Here is a 21,192-nt window from a genome sequence, read left to right as displayed (position 1 = left end):
TCGGGCCCAAGCCATGCCCGCCCCGCGACCAGCAACCGACACCACCGATCCACCGCCATCAGCGCAGCCCAACCATGCGAAGCGAAACGGGGAGGCTACGGTCTCTCCCTCGCTCTCCTCCCCGGTCGTCCGGAAGCCGAGGCCCAGATAGAAGCCCTCCGGGCCGTGGGGGCCGGGATGCCAGGTGACGTAGAGCTCCTTGCCGCCCCGGCGGCGGATCTCGGCGGCCACCGATTCGACGGCGAAGCGGCCCGTACCCGCGGCCCTGTTCGCCGGCCGCGATGTTCAGGCGCCACAGGCCGGAGCGGAAGAGGGTGCCGTCGGTGCGCCAGTCGATGTCGAAGAAGGCCATGAGGAAGCCGACGGGCCGGTCGCCGTCGACGATCAGGCGCGGCCAGGCGACGCCGGCGGGATGGACGTACGCCTCGGCGAGGGACTTCATCACCGGGGCGACCGCGTACTCCTGCTCGGGGCGGACCCGGATGCCGGTCGCCGCGTCGAAATTGGCGGGCGTGATTTCCTCGAGGCGCAGCGCGGGAGTCGTCGTCATGCGGGCACCGTAAGCGCGGCGATCATCGCTGGGCCACGGAATTCCGGCTCACCCCAACTGCCGGTACCGCCCCCGGAAATACATCAGCGGCCCCCCGTCCGCGCTCGGCACCTCCGCCGCCAGCACCCGCCCGATGACCAGCGTGTGGTCCCCCGCGGTCACCCGCTGCTCGGTGCGGCACTCCAGGGTCGCCAGGGCGCCGCCCACCAGGGGTGCGCCGGAGACCTCGCCCCGTACGTAGGGGATGTCCTCGAACAGCAGCCGGTCGCTGATGCGGCCCTTCATGGCGAACCGGCCGGCGATGTGCCGCTGGCTCTCGGTGAGCACGGAGACCGCCCACAGGGGCTGCTCGTCGAGGAGATCGTCCATGCGGGAGCCCTCGCGCAGGCTGACCAGCACCAGGGGCGGGTCCAGGGACACCGACAGGAAGGCCGTCGCCGTCATGCCGACGTCCTCGCCGCCCGGCGCCGACGTGTCGGCGGGGTCGAGCGGCGGCTCCTGAGCGGTCACCAGGACCACGCCCGCGGCCAGCCGGGACATCGCGGCGCGGAACTCGTCGTTGCTCACCCCCACAGCATGCCCGGAGGCGGGCGCGGCGGCGGGAGAGGCCAGGGCAGGGGAAGCGGCGGGGGGAGTTTTCAGCACGCCGGAAACGCTAGTCTCCGGCCCGTGGCCGGCACATCGGACCTCGGCCCGAGTGCGGTCCTAAGACCGTGGACCGAGGCGGCAGGCATCATGTCCACACACCTACAAAGTTTGCGTTCAGTAAACGCACAGGGAAAATACAGAAACTCCACTCAATTGTTCAGCTTCTACTGTGACTTGAGTCACAAGAGCCATTAATTGTTGACCCTGTGTACCGAGTGGGCAGCGCGCTGTGATTCAGTGGCTGGGAAGCTGCAAGGACGTACGCCGAAGACAACCCTTGATTCGCTGCGAAGTCTCGGGGGGAGGGCGAGCATGGAGACCGAGTCGGAGCCCTACGTCCGTCTTGCGTCCCTGCGACAGCTGCACCAGGTCATGGCGGACATGAACACCGCACGCAGCCTGGCCGACACACTGCAGACCGTCGCGGAGGGCGTCGTGACCGCCCTCGGGTACGAGCTGGCGTGCGTGAACCTCGTCCGCGCCGACGGCGACCTCGTGGTCGCCGCCTTCGCCGGGAACCCGGCCGCCGAGGCCCTCATCACCGGCCGCGTCGGCTCGCGCGAGTCCTGGGAGCGCCGCCTGAACATGGGCGAGACCTGGGGCGACCTGGTCTTCATACCCCACACCGAGGGCTGGATCCTCGACGACGACGACGTGCCCCAGTGGTACACCGACGGGCCCGCTCCCCGCTTCGAGGACGAGTGGCACCCCTCCGACCGGCTCTACGCGCCCATGTACACGCCCGCGGTGCCGGGCGGCACCTGCGGCGAGCTGATCGGCGTGCTGTCCGTGGACCGGCCGCGCAACGGCCGTCATCCGGGAGCGTGGGGGCGCGAGGCGCTCCAGATGTACGCGTTCCAGGCCGCCATCGCGATCAGCAACGCGCGTCTACGTGCGAACATGCAGCGCGCACTGGTCCGGCTCGAAAGGGAACAGCAGGCCCTGCGCGCCAGCGAGGAAAGCTTCCGCCAGGCCTTCGAGTACGCCCCCTCCGGCATGGCCATCGCCGAGATGGGCGGCGAGCAGCACGGCCGGATCCTGCGCACCAACGACGCCCTGTGCCGCCTGCTGGGCCGCCCGGCCTCCGCGATGCGCCGCTACTCCTTCTCCGACCTCGTCCACCCCGAGGACCTGGGCACCCTGCTGCGCACCTCGGCCGAGGGCGGCCGGGCCGAGCTGCGCCTCGGGCGGCGCGACGGCACGTACGTCTGGGTCTCCCTGCGCAACAGCGTCGTCGCCGACGCCGCCGACGGGCCCCGCTTCCTGCTCACCCACGTCGAGGACATCGAGGAGCGCAAGCGCCGCGAGCTCCAGCTCGCCCACCGTGCCTCCCACGACTCCCTCACCGGCCTGCCGAACTCCGCGGAGCTGCGCTCCCGGCTGTCCGCCCGGCTCTGCCAGCGACCGCAGTCGACGCACCCCGCCGCGCTCGACTCCCACGACGCGGCCTTCGGCCACCCCGCCTTCGACGCCAACGGCCACGGCTTCGACTTCCGGCCGGGCACGGAGGCGTTCGACGCCTACGACCACCATGTGCACACCGCCGCCCCCGAGGACGACCGGGACGACGGCGCCAAGGGGCTCGCGGTCCTCTTCTGCGACCTCGACGGCTTCAAGTCGATCAACGACAGGTTCGGCCACAACGCGGGCGACGCGGTGCTCATCGAGGTCGCCCGGAGGCTCAGCCGCCAGGTCCGCGACGGCGACACGGTGGCCCGGCTCGGCGGCGACGAGTTCGTGATCCTCGCCGACGGACTCGGCCGGGCCGACGCCCAGGACCTCGCCGTACGGCTGCGCAACGAGATCATCCAGCCCATCCGTGCGGAGGGGCGGGCCGTCCGCGTGGGCGCCAGCTTCGGCATCGGCTGGGCACACTGCGGGATGACCGCGGACGAAGTGCTGAAGTCAGCCGACGAACGGATGTACGTCGAGAAACGATCTCGTCCCAAACAGCACAGACGTGCGGGATGATCCGCAGGTCAGCGAGTTGATGCGGTCCGAGTCACCTGTTTGGGGCACCGGGAGCGGGTAGGCTCGCCATTCTCTACACCTATGCACACGCGTACCGCATCCGCCCCGCACCTGTTGAGGAGTACGAAGGGATGACGCCCGGCAACAACGGCGCGAGCACGCCCGAGGACGACGACCCGTTCGGCTACCTCTACGCCGACGGTCAGGCCAACGGAGCCCAGCCGCCGTCCGGTGGTGGCTACGGCTACCCGAACTCGGTCAGCCGGGTTCGCTCGGTCGGCGAGCGGCAGTACGGGCAGCAGGCGCCGACTGCCCCGTACGCCCAGCCCAACGTGCCCCAGCAGGCCGCGTACGGCCAGCCGAACGCGCACTACGCGGCCCCCGAGACGTTCCCCGGCGGCCCGCCCACCGTGCCGCAGCAGTCCGGGCACGGGGGTGGAGGCGGCCGGGGCCGCGGCCCCAACACCAAGGGGCTGCTGATCGGCGCGATCGCGGTCGTCGCGGCGGTGGTGATCGGTATCGGCGTGGCCATGCTGGGCGGCGACTCCGGCGACGGCAAGGCCGGCGACGAGGCGACCACGTCGCCCTCGGCGTCGCAGAGCGCGTCGCCGAGCGAGTCGGCCACCAAGCAGGCGGACGACACCTTCGAGCCGCAGAAGATCGACGCGAAGGCGCTGCTGCTGTCGGGCACCAGCACCGCCACCGACGTCGCGGGCGCGCAGTCCGACGGCGGTGTCTACGTGACGGGCTTCAACCAGGTCGGCGCGGCCGTCACCTGGAACGTCAGCGGCATCCCCGAGAGCGGCAAGTACACGCTCAACGTGCGCTACGGCGTGCCCGGCAAGGACGCCAACGCGACCCTCACGATCAACGGCGAGGCACAGACCCGCCCGCTGAACATGGCGAACTTCTCCAAGGCCGCCGAGGGCGACTACGAGAAGGGCTGGACGACGACGTACGCGTCCATCACCCTCAACAAGGGCACCAACGTCATCAAGATCTCCTGCGAGCAGGGCAACCAGTGCGACGCCAACCTGGACCAGCTGTCGCTGGAAAAGGGCTGGAAGAACTGAGGGCCGGGCCGGTCTAGGCCGCGGTGACCTCCCCGGTCACCGCCACCTGCCCCAGCAGCTGCTCGTAGGCCCCCCGGTCGAACTCGCCCGCCGCCGGTGCCGCCACCGTCGCCGCGGACAGGGCGGCCGCGCGGGCCAGGCGGTCCGGCCACGGGAGCCGGTCGACCAGGCCGGACAGCAGACCGGCGACCGCGGAGTCGCCGGCACCCGTCGGGTTGCCGCGGACGTGAGCCGGTGGAGTGGCGCGCCAGCGGCCCTCGGGGGTCACCGCGAGGAGGCCCTCGGCGCCCAGGGAGGCGACCACCGCACGGGCGCCGCGCCGACGGGCGTCCTGGGTGGCGCGCAACGGCTCGTGGGAGCCGGTGAGTTCGGCGAGTTCGTCGGCGTTCGGCTTGACCACGTCCGGGCGGGCGGCGACGGCCCGGCGCAGGGGCTCACCGCTGGTGTCCAGCAGGACCGGGACGTTCGCGGCGCGTGCGGTACGGACGAGCCCCGCGTACGCCCCCACCGGCACTCCCGGCGGGAGGCTCCCGCACAGGGCCACCGCGTCCGTGCCGGCGAGGAGATCCTCGTACGCCTCCTGGAAGGCGGACCACTCCGCGGGGGTGATGGTCGGGCCGGGTTCGTTGAGCTGGGTCGTGTCGCCGGTGCGCTCGTCCACGACGGCTATCGTGCGCCGGGTCGTGCCGGTGACCGGCAGGAGCGCGTCCACCACCCCGGGCGTGCCGGTGAGCCGCTCCTGTACGGCCCGGCCGGTCGCGCCGCCCGCGAAGCCGGTGACCGTCACCGGGTGGCCGAGCGCGGCCAGGACACGGGCCACGTTCAGGCCCTTGCCGCCGGGGCGTTCCAGTACCTCGGAGACCCGGTGCGAGGCGTGCGGCCGCAGGGACCGTACGCGATAGCTGATGTCGAGAGCGGTGTTCAGTGTGACCGTCAGAATCACCTGGGCCGACCTCCCCCGAAGGAATTCAGAACGCGCTTGCCGTGTCTGGGTGTCTCTGTGTGTCCGGAGGCTCGATCATGCCAAAGAGACGGCGGTCGGCCCAGTCCTCGGTCGGCCACCGTCTCGGTACGGGCGGACGTTTCAGGGCAGTTGGGGATCGACGACCCATTCGCCCCGGCGCATCACGCCCTTGAGGGTGAAGTCGGCGTCGAGGAGCACCAGGTCGGCGTCCTTGCCGGGGTCGAGGGAGCCCACTCGGTCGTACATCCCCAGCAGACGGGCCGGGTTGGCGGACAGGGCGGCGACCGCGTCGCCCACGGGGAGGTTGTCGATCGTCACCGCCCGTTTGAACGCGCGGTCCAGCGTGAGCGTGGAGCCCGCGATCGAGCCGCCCTCCACCAGCCGCGCCACGCCCTCGCTGACCTCGACCTCCAGCGGGCCGAGCATGTAGCGGCCGTCGCCGATGCCGGCCGCGTCCATCGCGTCGGTGATGAACGCGACCCGGCGGGCGCCCGCGTGATGGAACGCCAGTTCCAGGGCGGCCGGGTGGAGGTGCGTGCCGTCGTTGATGAGCTCGACCGTGACGCGTTCGTCCTCCAGGAGGGCGGCGATCGGGCCGGGGGTGCGGTGGCCGAGCGCGGGCATCGCGTTGAAGAGGTGGGTCGCCACGGTGGCGCCCGCGTCGATCGCCTTCACCGTCTGCTCGTACGTCGCGTCCGTGTGCCCGATCGCCGCGATCACCCCGTGCTCCGCGAGCAGCCGTACGGAGTCGATGCCGCCCGGCAGTTCGGTGGCGAGGGTGACCATCTTCGCGTGGCCGCGCGCCGCGTCGATCAGCTTGCGGACCTCCGCCGGGTCCGGGTCGCGCAGCAGTTCCTCGGAGTGCGCGCCCTTGCGGCACGGGGAGATGAACGGGCCCTCGAAGTGGATGCCGGCGATGTCGCCCTGCTCGGCCAGCTCGGACAGCAGGCCGGCCTGCCGGGCGAGGAAGTCCATGTCGTCGGTGACGGTGGAGGCGACGAGGGTGGTGGTGCCGTGCCGGCGGTGGGTGCGAACGGCGGTCAGGACGTCGTCGGCCGGGCCCGAGAAGGACGCGCCGCCGCCTCCGTGGTTGTGGATGTCGACGAAGCCGGGGACCAGCCAGTGGCCGCTGACATCGACGGTCTCCGCGTCGGCCGGGGCCGAGCCGGCGATCCGCGTGCCCTCGACGATCACGCGGCCGCCGTCCACGGTCCCGGTGGGCAGCACCACCCGGGCACCGGCGAGAACCTTGCTAGTGGCCATCAGGCGGTTACCTCCGAGGGGTCAGTGGTGATCAGGAGATCCCAGGCGAGGAGTCCCGCGCCCAGGCATCCGGCGGTGTCCCCCAGCGCCGCGGGGACGATCGACGGCAGTTTCTGGAAGGTGACGCGCCGCCGGACGGCGTCCCGCAGCGGTGTGAACAAGGTTTCCCCCGCCTCGGCGAGCCCGCCACCGATGATGAGGGTGCGCGGGTCCAGCAGGGTGAGCGCGGTGACCAGGCCGTCCGCGAGCGCGTCGACGGCGTCCTGCCAGATCCGGACGGCGTTCGGGTCGCCGGACGAGACGGCCTTCGCGCAGTCCGCGGCGTCCGCCTCCGGGTCCCCGCAGACGGCGGCCCATGCCTCGCTCACCGCGGCCGCCGACGCGTACCGCTCCAGGCAGCCGCGCTGCCCGCACGGACAGGGAGTTCCCCCGGGCCGTACGACGATGTGGCCGATCTCGCCCGCGAAGCCGTGCGCGCCCGCCTCCACCCGGCCGTCGAGGCCGATGGCGCCCGCGATGCCGGTGCCGAGGGGGACGAACAGGAAGCGGTCGGCGCCCTTGCCCGCGCCGATCCGGCCCTCGGCCAGCCCGCCGGTGCGCACGTCGTGCCCGAGGGCGACGGGGATGCCGCCGAGCCGCCGGGCGAGCAGGTCACGCAGGGGTACGTCGCGCCAGCCGAGGTTGGCCGCGTAGGCGGCGATGCCGTGCGTCTCGTCGACGATGCCGGGGACGGCGACACCGGCGGCGGCCGCGGGCTCGCCGAAGTGCCGTTCGCCGTGGGCGCGCAGATCGGCCGCGAAGTCGAGGATGCTGTCGACGACCGCGTCGGGCCCGCGCTCGCGCCCGGTGGCGCGGCGTGCCTGGTGCAGCAGCACGGGGGGCGTGGGGGACGTCCCCCCGGAAGGCGCAGCGCCGCCGGCCCCGACCAGGGCGGCCTTCATCCCGGTGCCGCCCACATCGAGGGCGATGACATGTCTCACGGGGACAGTGTGGCCCGACGACCCGCAAGAGGTCTAGTCCATTCACGTGGTGTAGACCTTGATCCGATAAACGGACGATCAAGCGACGAAATCGGAGCGAACAGCGGTGCAGCGGGGCCAACGGGGCAGAACAGGGACGATCGCGGTGGCATCCGCACTGGGCATGACGGCGGTCCTCGGCGGCTGCGGGCTCGGCGGCTCCGACGAGGTGACCCTGAAGCTGGTCGCCGCCGACTACGGCAACAGCAAGGCCAACGGCTCCCAGGGCTACTGGGACGCCCTCGTCAAGGAGTACGAGGCGAAGCACCCGAACGTGAAGGTCGAGGTGAGCGTCTACTCCTGGACCGACGTCGACCGCAAGGTCAAGGACATGGTCGCCGCCGGCGACGCCCCCGACATGGCGCAGATCGGCGCGTACGCCGACTACGCGGCGAAGGACCTGCTCTACCCGGCCGGCGACGTGCTCTCCATCCCCGTACAGGCCGACTTCGCCTCCCAGCTCGCCAACGCGGGCGAGGTGAGCGGGGTCCAGTACGGGATGCCGTTCGCCGCCTCCACGCGCCTGCTCTTCTACAACAAGACCCTCTTCGCCAAGGCCGGCATCACCGCGCCGACGACGTGGCAGGAGCTCGCCGCCGACGCGGAGGCGCTGAAGGCGGAGGGCGTGAAGTACCCGTACGCCCTGCCCCTGGGCCCCGAGGAGGCGCAGGCCGAGACCATGCAGTGGCTGCTGAGCGGCGGGGGCGCCTACGCCGGGACCACCGGCACCTACGACATCGACTCCACGCCGAACGTCGAGACCTTCACCTGGCTCAGGGACGAACTGGTCGGCAAGGGGCTGACCGGCCCCGTCGCGCCCGGCGAGCTGAACCGCGCGGACGCGTTCGCCGCGTTCGCCGACGGTGACGTCGGCATGCTCAACGGTCACCCCTCCCTGATGAAGGCGGCCGCGAAGAAGGGCGTGAAGTTCGGCATGGTGCCGATGCCCGGCCTGAACGGCCCAGCCTCGTCCGTGATGGGCGTCGCCGACTGGATGACGGCCTTCAAGGAGAACGGCCACGGTGAGGAGATCGGCTCGTTCCTCGACTTCGTCTACAACGACAAGAACGTCCTCGCCTTCTCCCGCGAGTACGACCTGCTGCCGGTCACCGACTCCGCGTCCGAGGCCATGAGCACGGCCGCGCAGGACAAGGACCTGAAGCCGTTCCTGGACGAACTCCCCGTCTCCACGCTCTACCCCGTCGGCAAGACCTCCTGGGCGACGGTCAGCGCGGCCGTCAAGAAGAGCATCGGGCAGGCGGTCACGCCCAACGGCAGCCCGACCGGCGTACTGGGGCAGCTGCAGGCGACGGCGAGTGCAGCGGACGTCGCGGAGTAGGCCGAGTGTCGGTGGCGGGGGCTACGGTGCGGTCATGGACGACGACCAGGAGGGCCTCGGGCGCCGCGAACGGGACATCCTCGCCCTCGAACGCCGCGGCTTCCCCGGCCCCGGCGCGAAGGAACGCGCGATACGCGAGGAACTCGGCCTGGCCCCCGTCCGCTACTACCAGCTCCTCAACGCCCTCCTCGACGACGAGCGGGCCCTCGCGGAGGACCCGGTGACGGTGAACCGGCTGAGAAGGGTGCGAGAGGCACGGCGGGCGGAACGGTGAGGCCCTCCGCCTCCGGCTGAGCGGGCGCCGGTGCGGGGGTGGGCGCGGGCACTCCCGGGTCCCCACCCCGGGGTCCCGAGTCGAGTGGTGCCGCGGGGTTGCTCGGGCAGGCGGGAGGCCGTGCCGTCCCGGGGTCCCGAGTCGAGTGGTGCGGCGGGGTTGCTCGGGCAGGCGGAGGCCGTGCCGTCCCGGGGCCCCGACCCGAGTGGTGCCGCGGGGTTGCTCGGGCAGGCGGGAGGCCGTGCCGTCCCCGGGCCCTGTGCCGAGTGGTCCGGGAGGTCGTGGTGGTGGGTGGGGAGCCATGGCCTCAGGGACCGCTCGTGTCGTGTGCCCCGGCCACGCGTATGCCCGCCCCCGCGCGGACACGGCGGATAGGGTCGACGTATGGGCAGCCATGACACGCACCCCTCGCATCCCGCACCGCCCCTGCCGACCCCCACCACCCAGGCGGGGCGCGACGCGCTGGACGCCATCCTCGCCCGCCCGCACCGCGCGGTGATCGGGCTCGACTTCGACGGCACCCTCGCGCCGATCGTGGCGGACCCCGAGCAGGCCCGGGCGCACCCGGACACGGTCCCCGCGCTCGCCGCCCTCGCCCCGCAGGTGGCCGCCGTGGCCGTCGTCACCGGGCGGCCGCCCGCGGTGGCCGTGCACCACGGCGGTTTCGACGGTGTCCCCGGCCTGGAGCACCTCGTCGTCCTCGGCCACTACGGCGTCGAACGCTGGGACGCCCGCACCGGCGACGTCACCGCCCCGCCGCCCCACCCCGGCGTCGCCGCCGTGCGGGCCGAGCTGCCGGGATTCCTCGACGCGATCGGCGCCGGCGCCGGAAACGGCATCTGGATCGAGGAGAAGGGCCGGGCGCTCGCCGTCCACACCCGCCGCGCCGAGGACCCGCAGGCCGCCTTCGAGGCGCTGCGCGAACCTCTCGCCGACCTCGCCACCCGCCACGGCCTGATCGTCGAACCGGGCCGCATGGTCCTCGAACTCCGGCCGCCCGGCATGGACAAGGGCGTCGCCCTTCTGGAGTACGTCCGCGAGATCGCCGCCGAGTCCGTCCTCTACGCCGGCGACGACCTCGGCGACCTCCCCGCGTTCGCCGCCGTCGACAAACTCCGCTCCGAGGGCGTCCCCGGACTCCTGGTGTGCAGCGGCAGCGACGAGGTGGCCGAACTACGAGAGCGGGCGGACCTGGTGGTGAACGGCCCGGAGGGGGTCGTGGAACTCCTGCGCGCACTCGCGGCACGACTGGGCTGACCGTTCGGCCGCGCCGCCGTTCAGCCGTCCAGTGCGTTCAACTGGTCCAGGAACCACTGAGCCGGCGGAAGCGCGGTAGCCGCGGCAGCGAGTCGCTTCGTGCGCTCCGCCCGCTCGTGCACCGGCATCACCAGCGCCTCGTGCAGCGCCCGCGCCGTCCCGACCACGTCGTACGGATTGACGGTGATCGCGTCCTCGCGCAGCTCCTCGTACGCCCCCGCCTCCCGCGACAGCACCAGCACGCACCCCTCGTCGGAGACGACCGGCACCTCCTTCGCGACCAGGTTCATGCCGTCCCGAATGGGGTTCACCAGGGCCACGTCGGCCAGGCGGTACGCCGCCAGGGAACGCGCGAAGTCGTCCTTGACGTGCAGCACGACCGGGGTCCAGTCCGGCGTCCGGTACTGGGAGTTGATCTCGGCCGCGAGCCGCTGCACCTCGGCGGTGTAGTCGCGGTAGACGGCGAGGTCCTGCCGGGAGGGGTAGGCGAAGGCGACGTGCACGACCCGCTCCCGCCACTCCGGGTGGTCGTCGAGCAGCTGCCGGTACGCCAGCAGGCCCCGCACGATGTTCTTCGACAGCTCGGTCCGATCGACCCGCACGATCGTCCTACGGCCCGCACCGATCTCCGCCCGCAGCGCCGCCATCCGCTCGCCGACGTCGGCCTGGTGCGAGCGGGCGCGCAGGAAGTCCGCGTCCGCGCCCAGCCCGTGCACGCCGACCCGGGTCTCCCCGAGCCCGTCGGCGAACCGCGTACAACACGCGGTGAAGGCCTCCGCCCAGCGGTGGGTGAGGAACCCCAGCCGGTCGGCGCCGAGCATCCCGCGCAGCAGTTGCGCCGCGATGTCCTCCGGCAGCATCCGGAAGTACTCCGGGGGCGCCCACGGGGTGTGCGAGAAGTGGCCGATGCGCAGGTCGGGGCGCAGCTCGCGGAGCAGTCCCGGAACCAGGCACAGGTGGTAGTCCTGCACCAGCACCGCCGCCCCCTCAGCGGCGTCCTCGGCCAGCGCCTCGGCGAAGGCGCGGTTGTACGTCTCGTATGCCGCCCACTGGCGTCGGAACTCCGCGTCGAAGACCGGCTCCAGCGGTGTCTGGTACAGCATGTGGTGGACGAACCAGAGCACGGAGTTGGCGATGCCGTTGTAGGCGTCGGCATGCACGTCGGCAGGGATGTCCAGCATCCGTACGCCCGCCTCGCCCACTCCGCGCCGCACCGCCTCGCGGTCGCCCCCGGACAGGGCGGAGCACACCCACAGTGCTCCGGCGTCGGGCCCGATGGCCGACAGGCCCGAGACCAGCCCGCCGCCGCCCCTGCGGGCGTGCAGCGAGCCGTCCTCGCGCACCTCGTACGAAACCGGGCCGCGGTTGGACGCGACCAGCACCTCAGCACCGTGCGTGGAAGCCATACGCCTCAACCTAGCCCGGCCCGGAAACACTCAAACGTACGCAAGGCCCACAACAGTCCGGAAAGATTTGTATACGACAGCCGGGAGCCCGTTACCTCATGCATCTGTTACGCCACCCTGCGTGACGCGTACTCGGTGATTTCGGCCATCGGTGGCCGCTCCTCCGTGTCCACGGAGTACGTGCGCGGCTCGAAGCCGTCCTCGCCCCGCTCGAACTGGGTGAGGGAGGGCCGGATCAGGTGCCCGCGGGCCAGCCGCAGCTGCGCGGTGCGGTAGATCGCGGCGGCCATCCGGCCCAGCGCCTGTCCGTCCTGGTGCCGGTGCTTGCGCACACCGACGTCCACCTGGGCGAGGGCGTCGAGACCCACCAGGTGCAGCGAGTCGACCAGCATGCCCAGTTCCACCCCGTATCCGACCGGGAAGGGGAGCTGCTCCAGCAGCGAGCGGCGGGCCGCGTACTCGCCGCCGAGCGGCTGCACGAAACCGGCCAGCTGCGGCCAGTGCATGTTCAGCAGCGGTCGGGCCATCAGCTCCGTCACCCGGCCGCCCTGGCCGGCGGTCTTGCCGGAGGCGAGCGAATTCAACTCAGTGCCGGAGGCGAGCGAATCCGACTCGGTGCCCAGCGGGCGGTCGTACATGCCCTTGACGAGATCGACGTCCGGGTCGGTGAGCAGCGGGCCCACGATTCCGGACACGAAGTCGGAGGAGAATTCCCTCAGGTCGGCGTCGATGAAGCAGACGATGTCCCCGCCGGTGACCAGCAGGGACCGCCAGAGCACCTCGCCCTTGCCCGGCACGGCCGGGATACGGGGCAGGATGTCGTCGCGGTGGACGACCCGGGCGCCCGCGGCGGCGGCCACCTCGGAGGTGCGGTCGGTGGATCCCGAGTCGACGACGACGATCTCGTCGACGAGCGGGACCTGCTGCATGAGGTCGTGACGGATCACGGCGACGATGTCGCCGACCGTCTCCTCCTCGTTGAGCGCGGGCAGGACGACGGAGACCGACTGGCCCCTGGCGCGTTTCGCGGCAAGGAGCTGGTGGAGCGGCCGATCGGTCACGGACCAGGAGCGTGTGCTCAGCCAGCGCTCGACTTCTTCCAGCACAGTGGCGGCTCCTTCTACGTTCTCGCGGCGGGAAAGGGGCCCGCAGCGGTGGCGGCTATGGGCACAGGCATCTCGCGGTTCGGACGACTCTCTCAACTGTCCTGGCCTTCGGTTACAGTCTTGAACAACGCGGGTGACCATCGCATGTCCGGGGTGGCCCGCCGTTCACAACTACATACCGCTCATCCAGAGGGGCAGAGGGATACGGCCCGATGAAGCCCCGGCAACCCTCCAGTCGGTTCTCGTTCACCGCGAGGCTCCCGACTAGGGAAGGTGCCAAATCCGTCTCACGGCGAAGTGCGCCGTGAGGAAGATGAGGAGAAAGGGCCTCGCCTCCATGGCTGTGCAGACTGTTGCAAGCACCACGAACTCCGTCGATCTGGGCCCCGCCGCGGCGCTTTCCTGCCGCGAGTGCGGTCACCGCGTGCCGCTCGGCCCGGTCTTCGCCTGCGAGGAGTGTTTCGGCCCGCTCGAGATCGCGTACGACTTCTCGGCCTACGACACCGAGGAGCTCCGCAAGCAGATCGAGGCGGGACCCGCGAACATCTGGCGCTACGCACCACTGCTGCCCGTCCCCGCGGACGTGGCGACCAAGCCCAACATCAACCCCGGCTGGACCAAGCTCGTCAAGGCCGACAACCTGGCGCGCGAGCTCGGTGTCGACGCCGGCAAGCTCTTCGTCAAGGACGACTCCGGCAACCCGACGCACTCCTTCAAGGACCGCGTCGTCGCCCAGGCCCTCGAGGCCGCCCGCGCCTTCGGGTTCACCACCCTCTCCTGCTCCTCCACCGGCAACCTGGCCGGCGCCGTGGGCGCCGCCGCCGCCCGGGCCGGCTTCCGCTCCTGCGTGTTCATCCCGCACGACCTGGAGCAGGGCAAGGTCGTCATGGCCGCCGTCTACGGCGGCGAGCTCGTCGGCATCGAGGGCAACTACGACGACGTGAACCGCTTCTGCTCCGAGCTGATCGGCGACCCGGCGGGCGAGGGCTGGGGCTTCGTCAACGTCAACCTGCGGCCGTACTACGCGGAGGGCTCGAAGACCCTCGCGTACGAGATCTGCGAGCAGCTCGGCTGGCAGCTGCCCGACCAGCTGGTCGTCCCGATCGCCTCCGGCTCCCAGCTCACGAAGATCGACAAGGGCCTGCAGGAGCTGATCAAGCTCGGGCTGGTCGAGGACAAGCCGTACAAGATCTTCGGTGCGCAGGCGGAAGGCTGCTCGCCGGTGTCCGTGGCGTACAAGGCAGGCCACGACGTCGTACGTCCCCAGAAGCCGGACACCATCGCCAAGTCCCTCGCGATCGGCAACCCGGCCGACGGGCCGTACGTCCTGGACATCGCGCGCCGCACGGGCGGTGCGGTGGAGGATGTGACGGACGAGCAGATCGTGGACGCGATCAAGCTGTTGGCGCGGACCGAGGGCATCTTCGCCGAGACGGCCGGCGGGGTGACCGTGGGCGTGACGAAGAAGCTCATCGAGGCCGGCCTGCTCGACCCGACCAAGACGACCGTCGTACTGAACACCGGCGACGGACTGAAGACCCTGGACGCGGTGGCCGGCACCGGCCTGACCGCGACGATCCGCCCGAACCTGGACTCCTTCCGAGAGGCTGGCCTCGCATCATGAGCGTCAACGTCCGCATCCCCACCATCCTGCGCACCTACACCGGCGGCAAGGCCGAGGTGAGCGCCGAGGGCGCGACCCTCGCCGAGGTCATCTCCGACCTGGAGAAGAACCACACCGGCATCGCGGCCCGCGTCCTCGACGACCAGGGCAAGCTGCGCCGGTTCGTCAACGTGTACGTCAACGACGACGACGTCCGCTTCGAGCAGGGCCTGGAGACGGTGACCCCGGACGGCGCCGGTGTCTCCATCATTCCGGCGGTCGCCGGAGGCTGATCATTACCATTGGTAACCGCGGTTACCGGGAGTTCGTCGAATTGCCCCCTCCGTGAGAGAAGCGGAGGGGGCAATTCAGTGTGGTTGAGCGCGGTACAGTTGGGGAACCCGCTCCCGATTCCAGGGTTCGCGGCCCTCGCAACCTGCCGCACGGCCGATGAGAAGTAGCCAAAGTGCGCAGGCCTTTTGCGCCTTTCGCTCCTTATGCCTGGCCCAACTTGCCCTGAAACCAGGCGAATTGTGGGTAGATTCCGGACCCGTCGTGCCCGGATTTCTCGTCCGATTGACCTGTTGCAGACGGCAGTTGGACAGATACATTCAGCCGCGGTCGACGCGTTCCGGCGCACGCCCCCGGCTGCCATTGGGGGGTGAGGTCTGACCCGGGTCCGCGAAGTGTGGATCCGTGCAAGGGCCAGTAATAGGGGAGTTAGGCATGGCTCAGGGCACCGTCAAGTGGTTCAACGCGGAGAAGGGGTACGGCTTCATCGCGGTCGACGGTGGTGCGGACGTGTTCGTCCACTACAGCGCGATCCAGATGGACGGGTACCGCACCCTGGAAGAGGGCCAGCGGGTCGATTTCGAGATCTCGCAGGGTCAGAAGGGGCCGCAGGCGGACATGGTCCGCCTGGCGACCGGCTGAAGCACGCGCCGACTAACAGCAGCGACGTTCTTCTGTTCTTCTTCGAAGGGCTCGTACCTCACCGGGTACGAGCCCTTCGGCCTGCCCGGCCGCCGCCGCGCGGGCCCGTGGATCCCCGGCGGGCGTTCGCGCCCGCCCGTCACCCGACCGCCACCCCGCAACGAGCCCGCTGCGCGGGCGCACCTTGCACTCGGACGGGGCGAGTGCTAATCATTGGCGTTAGCACTCTGAAGGTGAGAGTGATAACGAAGGACCGGGTCGGTGAGGCCCGCAGGCCAGGTGGTGCAAGGAACCACGGGGCAGGCAGGCCGTCCGTCGCGGGCGCCAGCGCGGTCCGGAGCAATCCACCCCAGTCCGGGAGGACCACTTCACATGGCCAAGATCATCGCGTTCGACGAGGAGGCACGGCGCGGTCTCGAGCGCGGGATGAACCAGCTCGCCGACGCCGTCAAGGTCACCCTTGGCCCCAAGGGCCGCAACGTCGTCCTCGAGAAGAAGTGGGGCGCCCCCACGATCACCAACGATGGTGTGTCCATCGCCAAGGAGATCGAGCTCGAGGACCCGTACGAGAAGATCGGCGCCGAGCTGGTCAAGGAAGTCGCCAAGAAGACGGACGACGTCGCTGGTGACGGTACGACCACCGCGACCGTTCTCGCCCAGGCGCTCGTCCGCGAGGGTCTGCGCAACGTAGCCGCCGGCGCCAACCCGATGGCCCTCAAGCGCGGTATCGAGAAGGCCGTCGAGGCCGTCTCCGGTGCCCTGCTCGAGCAGGCCAAGGATGTCGAGACCAAGGAGCAGATCGCCTCCACGGCCTCCATCTCCGCCGCCGACACCCAGATCGGCGAGCTCATCGCCGAGGCGATGGACAAGGTCGGCAAGGAAGGCGTCATCACCGTCGAGGAGTCCCAGACCTTCGGTCTGGAGCTGGAGCTCACCGAGGGTATGCGCTTCGACAAGGGCTACATCTCGGCGTACTTCGCCACCGACATGGAGCGTATGGAGGCGTCGCTCGACGACCCGTACATCCTGATCGCCAACTCCAAGATCGGCTCCGTCAAGGACCTGCTGCCGCTCCTCGAGAAGGTCATGCAGTCGGGCAAGCCGCTGCTGATCATCGCCGAGGACGTCGAGGGCGAGGCCCTGTCGACCCTGGTCGTCAACAAGATCCGTGGCACCTTCAAGTCCGTCGCCGTCAAGGCCCCGGGCTTCGGTGACCGCCGCAAGGCCATGCTCGGCGACATCGCCATCCTCACGGGCGGCGAGGTCATCTCCGAGGAGGTCGGCCTCAAGCTGGAGAACGCGACCCTGGACCTCCTGGGCCGCGCCCGCAAGGTCGTCATCACCAAGGACGAGACCACGATCGTGGACGGCGCCGGCTCCGCCGACCAGGTCCAGGGCCGGGTCAACCAGATCCGCGCCGAGATCGAGAACTCGGACTCGGACTACGACCGCGAGAAGCTCCAGGAGCGCCTGGCGAAGCTGGCCGGCGGCGTGGCCGTCATCAAGGCCGGTGCCGCCACCGAGGTCGAGCTCAAGGAGCGCAAGCACCGCATCGAGGACGCCGTTCGCAACGCGAAGGCGGCCGTCGAGGAGGGCATCGTCGCCGGTGGTGGCGTGGCCCTGCTCCAGGCCTCCGCGGTGTTCGAGAAGCTCGAGCTCTCGGGTGACGAGGCGACCGGCGCCAACGCCGTGAAGCTCGCGCTCGAGGCCCCGCTGAAGCAGATCGCCGTCAACGGTGGTCTCGAGGGCGGCGTCGTGGTCGAGAAGGTCCGCAACCTGACCGTGGGCTGGGGTCTGAACGCGGCCACCGGCGACTACGTCGACATGATCGCCGAGGGCATCATCGACCCGGCGAAGGTGACCCGCTCTGCCCTGCAGAACGCCGCCTCCATCGCCGCGCTGTTCCTCACCACCGAGGCCGTCATCGCCGACAAGCCGGAGAAGGCCGCGGCCCCGGCCGGCGGCGGCATGCCGGGCGGTGACATGGACTTCTGATCGACCTCCGGTTGATCGCCTGTCCTGCGAACCGAGGGCGGTACTTCCTGTTCCGACAGGGGGTGCCGCCCTCGGGCGTTTCAGCCGGTGGCCTATTCCGCTTCCGCTGGTGACGCTTCCGGGGTGGCACAAACTGCCACCTCTGCACATGCTGCCCCGTGTCCTGGATCACAGCGGCAGGACCGGGGTTCCCGGAATGCGCTGACGGGGGTGGAGGTTGACGCTGTTGCGCATATTCGATGCATGCGCACATACCAACCGGTCAGCAGAAGCAGCGTCAGTAGGAGCCCCCCACGTGAGCGTCAACACGCCCCCCGCCTCCCGCGCGGCCGAGATCCTCTCCCGCCCCATCGCCCTGAACGGGCTCACGGTTCCGAACCGGATCGTGATGGCGCCGATGACCCGTCAGTTCTCGCCGGGCGGCATCCCGGGTGAGGACGTCGTGTCGTACTACTCCCGCCGGGCCGCCGCCGGTGTCGGTCTGATCGTCACCGAGGGGACGTACGTCGGGCACGACTCGGCCGGGCAGAGTGACAGCGTCCCGCGGTTCCACGGCGAGGAGCAGCTGGCCGGGTGGGCGAAGGTCGCCGAGGGCGTGCATGCGGCCGGCGGCACGATCGTCCCGCAGCTGTGGCACATCGGCATGGTGCGGGAGCAGGGACAGCCGCCGTTCGCCGAGGCCCCGGCCGTCGGCCCGTCCGGTCTGCGGGTCGGCGCCGACGAGCCCACCGGCAAGGCCATGGACCAGCGTGACCTGGACGACGTGATCGGCGCCTTCGTCGAGGCCGCGGCCGCCGCCGAGCGCATCGGCTTCGACGGGGTCGAGCTGCACGGCGCCCACGGCTATCTGCTCGACCAGTTCCTGTGGGCGGGGACGAATCGTCGTACGGACGCGTACGGCGGTGACCCGGTGGCCCGCACCAAGTTCGCGGCGGAGATCATCGCGGCCGTCCGCGAGACCGTGTCCGCCGACTTCCCGATCGTCTTCCGCTACTCGCAGTGGAAGCAGGAGGCCTACCGCGCCCGGCTCGCCGAGACCCCGGAGGAGCTGGAGGCCGTCCTGACCCCGCTGGCCGCCGCCGGCGTCGACGTCTTCCACGCCTCCACCCGCCGCTACTGGCTCCCTGAGTTCGAGGGCTCCGACCTCAACCTGGCCGGCTGGACCAAGAAGCTCACCGGCAAGCCGGTCATCACCGTCGGTTCGGTCGGCCTCGACGGCGACTTCATCAAGGGCTTCATGGGGGAGGGGTCGCCGGTCAAGGGGATCGACGATCTCCTCGAATCCCTGGAGCGGGACGAGTACGACATGGTCGCCGTCGGGCGCGCCCTGCTCCAGGACCCGGAGTGGGCGGCCAAGGTGCTCGCCGGTCGCTTCGACGAGCTGAAGCCGTACGACGCGGCGGCGCTCAAGACCCTCAGCTGAGGCGCCAGCCGGAATCACCGGCCCGCGGTCACACCCTGGCCGCGGGCCGTTCGTATTGAAACTGGCCTGACCTGGGGCTTCCTCTTTTCCCTTGCTTAAGTCAATCAATTCACTTATCGTTGCTTGAGGCAAGCACATCAGTTCAACCCGTACATCCACGGAGGCCCTCTCATGTCCGACGCTCCTGTCCGGCCCGCAGCGGCCGGAGGAACCGCCCCGCCGAGGTCGAACGCAGTGGTGGCGGTCCTGGCCTTCGCCGGAATCGTCGTCTCGCTGATGCAGACCCTGGTCATCCCGATCGTCCCGGAACTGCCGAAGTACCTGCACGCCTCCGCGTCCAACACCGCCTGGGCGGTCACCGCCACGCTGCTGGCCGGTGCCGTCGTCACGCCCGTCGCCGGCCGTCTCGGTGACATGTTCGGCAAGCGCAAGCTGCTGCTGGTCAGCATCGTGCTGCTGATCAGCGGTTCGGTGGTGTGCGCGCTCAGCGACTCCCTGGTCCCGATGATCGTCGGCCGCGCGCTGCAGGGCCTGGCCGCCGCCACCGTCCCGCTGGGCATCAGCATCATGCGCGACGAGCTGCCCGCGGAGAAGCTCGCCGGCTCCACCGCCCTGATGAGCGCCTCGCTCGGCGTCGGCGGCGCCCTCGGCCTGCCCGCCGCCGCCTTCATCGCCGACAACTTCGACTGGCACATCCTGTTCTGGACCTCCGCCACCCTCGGCGTCGTCGCCTTCGCGCTGGTCCTGAAGCTGGTGCCCGAGTCCAAGGTGCGTACCGGCGGCCGCTTCGACTTCGTCGGCTCGATCGGCATGGCGGTCGGCCTGGTCTCCCTGCTGCTCGCCGTCTCCAAGGGTGCCGACTGGGGCTGGGGCAGCGGCACCACGCTCGGCCTGTTCGCCGTCGCGGTCGTGGTGCTTCTCGCGTGGGGCTTCTTCGAACTGCGCACCTCGACGCCGCTGGTCGACCTGCGTACCACCGCCCGCCGCCAGGTCCTCTTCACCAACCTCGCCTCGGTCGCCTTCGGCTTCTCGATGTTCGCGATGTCGCTGGTCCTGCCGCAGCTGCTTCAGCTGCCCACGCAGACCGGCTACGGCCTGGGCAGGTCGATGCTGACCGTCGGCCTGGTCATGGCCCCGCAGGGCCTGGTCATGATGGCCTTCGCCCCGGTGTCCGCGGCCATCACCAAGGCCAAGGGCCCGAAGGTCACCCTGATGATCGGCGCCGTGATCGTCGCCGCCGGCTACGGCCTGAACATCGTGCTGATGTCCGAGGTCTGGCACCTGGTCCTGGTCTCCTGCATCATCGGCGCCGGTGTCGGTTTCGCCTACGGTGCGATGCCCGCGCTGATCATGGGCGCGGTGGACCCGTCCGAGACGGCCGCGGCCAACAGCCTCAACACGCTGATGCGGTCCATCGGTACGTCGGTCGCCAGCGCCGTCGCCGGTGTGGTCCTGGCGCAGATGACCATGAACCTCGGCGGCTACGCCCTGCCGTCCGAGAACGCCTTCAAGGTCGTCATGGCCATCGGTGCCGGCGCCGCCGTCCTGGCGTTCGTCCTCGCCGCCTTCCTCCCGGGCCGGAGCCGGGCCGCCGCCCAGGCCGCCCCCGCGGCCGGCGAGCCGGGCACGCGGTCCGGGGCCGACGAGGTTTCCGGAGCCAAGGCGTAGGACAGTCCGACCGAGGAGCCCGAGACGGCCGTCGCCCCGCACCGCGGGGTGGCGGCCGTCCGGCAGCTGCCGCCGGCCTCCGACCGGATCACAGGTTCCCGAGCGGTTCGATGTCGACCTTCACCGGCGTACCCCATACGCGCAGCACCTCGTAGTCGGTGAACTCGTGCACCAGCCGGTACGCCATCGCGGGCCGGGACCCGCGCCGCTGGGCGGCGATGAACAGCTCGGCCTCCCGGCGGTCCCGGCGCGGGGTGCCGCACAGCTGCCACTCCTGCCCGTTCCACAGCTCCGGCAGCCAGCGCTGCTGGGGCTGCGGCCGGTCGGCGCGTACGCCGTAGCGGGAGGGGGCGGTGGCGGTGGGCTGCGGGTCCGGGGCGGGACCGTTGAACTCGGAGCGGCGGGCGGTCCGGCGCCGCGTCTCGCACAGCAGGCACAGGTCGGGGGCGGAGGAGTCGACCGGCCCGTTCGGGTGCTCGGCGCACCGGGTGGTGGGCGCGGCCGTGCTGACGCTCTCCTCCGTCAGGTCCAGGGCACGCCGCAGATCCGCCCTGACCTCGTGCAGCCGGGCGTCGGGCGTGTCGGCGGTGAGGGCCTCGCCGTGCTCGCCGAGGAGGCGGAGGGCACGGCCGAGGGCGGTGAGCTGGGCGTGGTTCATGGGGGACCTGCTCCTTCGGGGCTTGGACCGACCGGCAGCTGT

18 protein-coding genes, 1 pseudogene and 1 riboswitch are annotated in these 21,192 nt (G+C 70.9%); of the genes and pseudogenes, 11 read left to right on the top strand and 8 right to left on the bottom strand.

Features of this window, described 5'->3' with window-relative positions:
- Nucleotides 1-550: pseudogene (locus ACFY16_RS24205) on the bottom strand (GNAT family N-acetyltransferase); the annotation flags it as partial.
- Nucleotides 551-598: 48 nt separating this feature from the next.
- Nucleotides 599-1,195 (bottom strand): flavin reductase family protein, encoded by a 597-nt coding sequence (locus ACFY16_RS24200; RefSeq protein WP_390649242.1) that lies wholly within the window; start codon nt 1,193-1,195, stop codon nt 599-601.
- A 315-nt stretch (nt 1,196-1,510) separates the two neighbouring features.
- On the opposite strand from ACFY16_RS24200, the gene cdgB reads away from it, so the two are divergent.
- Entirely contained in the window at nt 1,511-3,169 is a 1,659-nt protein-coding gene (cdgB, locus tag ACFY16_RS24195; protein WP_390649241.1) for a diguanylate cyclase CdgB, read from the top strand.
- A gap of 131 nt (nt 3,170-3,300) precedes the next feature.
- Nucleotides 3,301-4,242 (top strand): CBM35 domain-containing protein, encoded by a 942-nt coding sequence (locus tag ACFY16_RS24190; protein WP_390649240.1) that lies wholly within the window; start codon nt 3,301-3,303, stop codon nt 4,240-4,242.
- A gap of 13 nt (nt 4,243-4,255) precedes the next feature.
- Here ACFY16_RS24190 and ACFY16_RS24185 read toward each other — a convergent pair whose 3' ends face one another.
- From ACFY16_RS24185 to ACFY16_RS24175, 3 genes are all read right to left on the bottom strand, one after another.
- Entirely contained in the window at nt 4,256-5,185 is a 930-nt protein-coding gene (locus ACFY16_RS24185) for a 1-phosphofructokinase family hexose kinase (RefSeq protein WP_390649239.1), read from the bottom strand.
- 141 nt (nt 5,186-5,326) lie between these two features.
- On the bottom strand, nt 5,327-6,469 hold the full coding sequence (nagA, locus tag ACFY16_RS24180; protein WP_390649238.1) for an N-acetylglucosamine-6-phosphate deacetylase: 1,143 nt from the start codon (nt 6,467-6,469) through the stop codon (nt 5,327-5,329).
- Nucleotides 6,469-7,449: an ROK family protein gene (locus ACFY16_RS24175; protein ID WP_390649237.1), complete on the bottom strand. Its 981-nt coding sequence runs from the start codon at nt 7,447-7,449 to the stop codon at nt 6,469-6,471. The genes nagA and ACFY16_RS24175 overlap by 1 nt, the downstream gene beginning before the upstream one ends.
- Before the next feature lie 163 nt (nt 7,450-7,612).
- Between ACFY16_RS24175 and ACFY16_RS24170 the strand changes: the two genes are divergently transcribed.
- From ACFY16_RS24170 to otsB, 3 genes are all read left to right on the top strand, one after another.
- Nucleotides 7,613-8,827 carry an extracellular solute-binding protein gene (locus ACFY16_RS24170; protein ID WP_390649255.1) on the top strand — a complete coding sequence of 405 codons (1,215 nt, stop codon included), beginning with the start codon at nt 7,613-7,615 and terminating at the stop codon, nt 8,825-8,827.
- Nucleotides 8,828-8,861: 34 nt separating this feature from the next.
- A complete protein-coding gene (locus tag ACFY16_RS24165; RefSeq protein WP_390649236.1) occupies nt 8,862-9,101 on the top strand; it encodes a DUF3263 domain-containing protein in 240 nt (79 codons plus the stop codon).
- 384 nt (nt 9,102-9,485) lie between these two features.
- A complete protein-coding gene (gene otsB, locus ACFY16_RS24160) occupies nt 9,486-10,358 on the top strand; it encodes a trehalose-phosphatase (protein ID WP_390649235.1) in 873 nt (290 codons plus the stop codon).
- Between the two features lie 20 nt (nt 10,359-10,378).
- Here otsB and ACFY16_RS24155 read toward each other — a convergent pair whose 3' ends face one another.
- A complete protein-coding gene (locus tag ACFY16_RS24155) occupies nt 10,379-11,764 on the bottom strand; it encodes a trehalose-6-phosphate synthase (protein WP_390649234.1) in 1,386 nt (461 codons plus the stop codon).
- A 107-nt stretch (nt 11,765-11,871) separates the two neighbouring features.
- Nucleotides 11,872-12,870, bottom strand: coding sequence for a glucosyl-3-phosphoglycerate synthase (locus tag ACFY16_RS24150; RefSeq protein ID WP_390649233.1), 999 nt, complete (start codon nt 12,868-12,870; stop codon nt 11,872-11,874).
- A 179-nt stretch (nt 12,871-13,049) separates the two neighbouring features.
- Nucleotides 13,050-13,190, top strand: a riboswitch (SAM riboswitch).
- A 17-nt stretch (nt 13,191-13,207) separates the two neighbouring features.
- Here ACFY16_RS24150 and thrC point away from each other — a divergent pair.
- The 6 genes from thrC to ACFY16_RS24120 all read left to right on the top strand — a co-directional run bounded on the left by thrC (nt 13,208) and on the right by ACFY16_RS24120 (nt 20,492).
- Nucleotides 13,208-14,494, top strand: coding sequence for a threonine synthase (gene thrC / locus ACFY16_RS24145; RefSeq protein WP_390649232.1), 1,287 nt, complete (start codon nt 13,208-13,210; stop codon nt 14,492-14,494).
- On the top strand, nt 14,491-14,766 hold the full coding sequence (locus ACFY16_RS24140; RefSeq protein ID WP_390649231.1) for a MoaD/ThiS family protein: 276 nt from the start codon (nt 14,491-14,493) through the stop codon (nt 14,764-14,766). The genes thrC and ACFY16_RS24140 overlap by 4 nt, the downstream gene beginning before the upstream one ends.
- A 433-nt stretch (nt 14,767-15,199) precedes the next feature.
- Nucleotides 15,200-15,406 carry a cold-shock protein gene (locus ACFY16_RS24135; RefSeq protein ID WP_007493268.1) on the top strand — a complete coding sequence of 69 codons (207 nt, stop codon included), beginning with the start codon at nt 15,200-15,202 and terminating at the stop codon, nt 15,404-15,406.
- Nucleotides 15,407-15,778: 372 nt separating this feature from the next.
- The gene (gene groL / locus ACFY16_RS24130; protein WP_351145113.1) at nt 15,779-17,401 is read left to right on the top strand and encodes a chaperonin GroEL; all 1,623 of its coding nucleotides are present in this window, start codon (nt 15,779-15,781) and stop codon (nt 17,399-17,401) included.
- A 295-nt stretch (nt 17,402-17,696) separates the two neighbouring features.
- On the top strand, nt 17,697-18,824 hold the full coding sequence (locus ACFY16_RS24125; RefSeq protein WP_390649230.1) for an NADH:flavin oxidoreductase: 1,128 nt from the start codon (nt 17,697-17,699) through the stop codon (nt 18,822-18,824).
- 171 nt (nt 18,825-18,995) lie between these two features.
- Nucleotides 18,996-20,492, top strand: a complete 1,497-nt coding sequence (locus ACFY16_RS24120; RefSeq protein ID WP_390649229.1) for an MFS transporter — start codon at nt 18,996-18,998, stop codon at nt 20,490-20,492.
- A gap of 88 nt (nt 20,493-20,580) precedes the next feature.
- On the opposite strand, the gene ACFY16_RS24115 is transcribed toward ACFY16_RS24120, so the two are convergent.
- Nucleotides 20,581-21,150, bottom strand: coding sequence for a hypothetical protein (locus ACFY16_RS24115; RefSeq protein WP_390649228.1), 570 nt, complete (start codon nt 21,148-21,150; stop codon nt 20,581-20,583).
- Nucleotides 21,151-21,192: the final 42 nt, after the last annotated feature.

The organism is Streptomyces sp. NPDC001315, from assembly GCF_042896175.1.
Classification (GTDB): domain Bacteria; phylum Actinomycetota; class Actinomycetes; order Streptomycetales; family Streptomycetaceae; genus Streptomyces.
Note: the sequence above shows the minus strand (reverse complement) of the source record. Positions and strands in the feature narration are given on the sequence as shown.

Excerpts from the sequence above, each read along its gene's own strand:
- nagA (WP_390649238.1), bottom strand. The coding sequence starts at position 6,469 with ATGGCCACTAGCAAGGTTCTCGCCGGTGCCCGGGTGGTGCTGCCCACC.
- groL (WP_351145113.1), top strand. The coding sequence starts at position 15,779 with ATGGCCAAGATCATCGCGTTCGACGAGGAGGCACGGCGCGGTCTCGAG.
- thrC (WP_390649232.1), top strand. The coding sequence starts at position 13,208 with ATGGCTGTGCAGACTGTTGCAAGCACCACGAACTCCGTCGATCTGGGC.
- ACFY16_RS24115 (WP_390649228.1), bottom strand. The coding sequence starts at position 21,150 with ATGAACCACGCCCAGCTCACCGCCCTCGGCCGTGCCCTCCGCCTCCTC.
- ACFY16_RS24120 (WP_390649229.1), top strand. The coding sequence starts at position 18,996 with ATGTCCGACGCTCCTGTCCGGCCCGCAGCGGCCGGAGGAACCGCCCCG.
- ACFY16_RS24165 (WP_390649236.1), top strand. The coding sequence starts at position 8,862 with ATGGACGACGACCAGGAGGGCCTCGGGCGCCGCGAACGGGACATCCTC.
- ACFY16_RS24170 (WP_390649255.1), top strand. The coding sequence starts at position 7,613 with ATGACGGCGGTCCTCGGCGGCTGCGGGCTCGGCGGCTCCGACGAGGTG.
- otsB (WP_390649235.1), top strand. The coding sequence starts at position 9,486 with ATGGGCAGCCATGACACGCACCCCTCGCATCCCGCACCGCCCCTGCCG.
- ACFY16_RS24155 (WP_390649234.1), bottom strand. The coding sequence starts at position 11,764 with ATGGCTTCCACGCACGGTGCTGAGGTGCTGGTCGCGTCCAACCGCGGC.
- ACFY16_RS24140 (WP_390649231.1), top strand. The coding sequence starts at position 14,491 with ATGAGCGTCAACGTCCGCATCCCCACCATCCTGCGCACCTACACCGGC.
- ACFY16_RS24190 (WP_390649240.1), top strand. The coding sequence starts at position 3,301 with ATGACGCCCGGCAACAACGGCGCGAGCACGCCCGAGGACGACGACCCG.
- cdgB (WP_390649241.1), top strand. The coding sequence starts at position 1,511 with ATGGAGACCGAGTCGGAGCCCTACGTCCGTCTTGCGTCCCTGCGACAG.
- ACFY16_RS24135 (WP_007493268.1), top strand. The coding sequence starts at position 15,200 with ATGGCTCAGGGCACCGTCAAGTGGTTCAACGCGGAGAAGGGGTACGGC.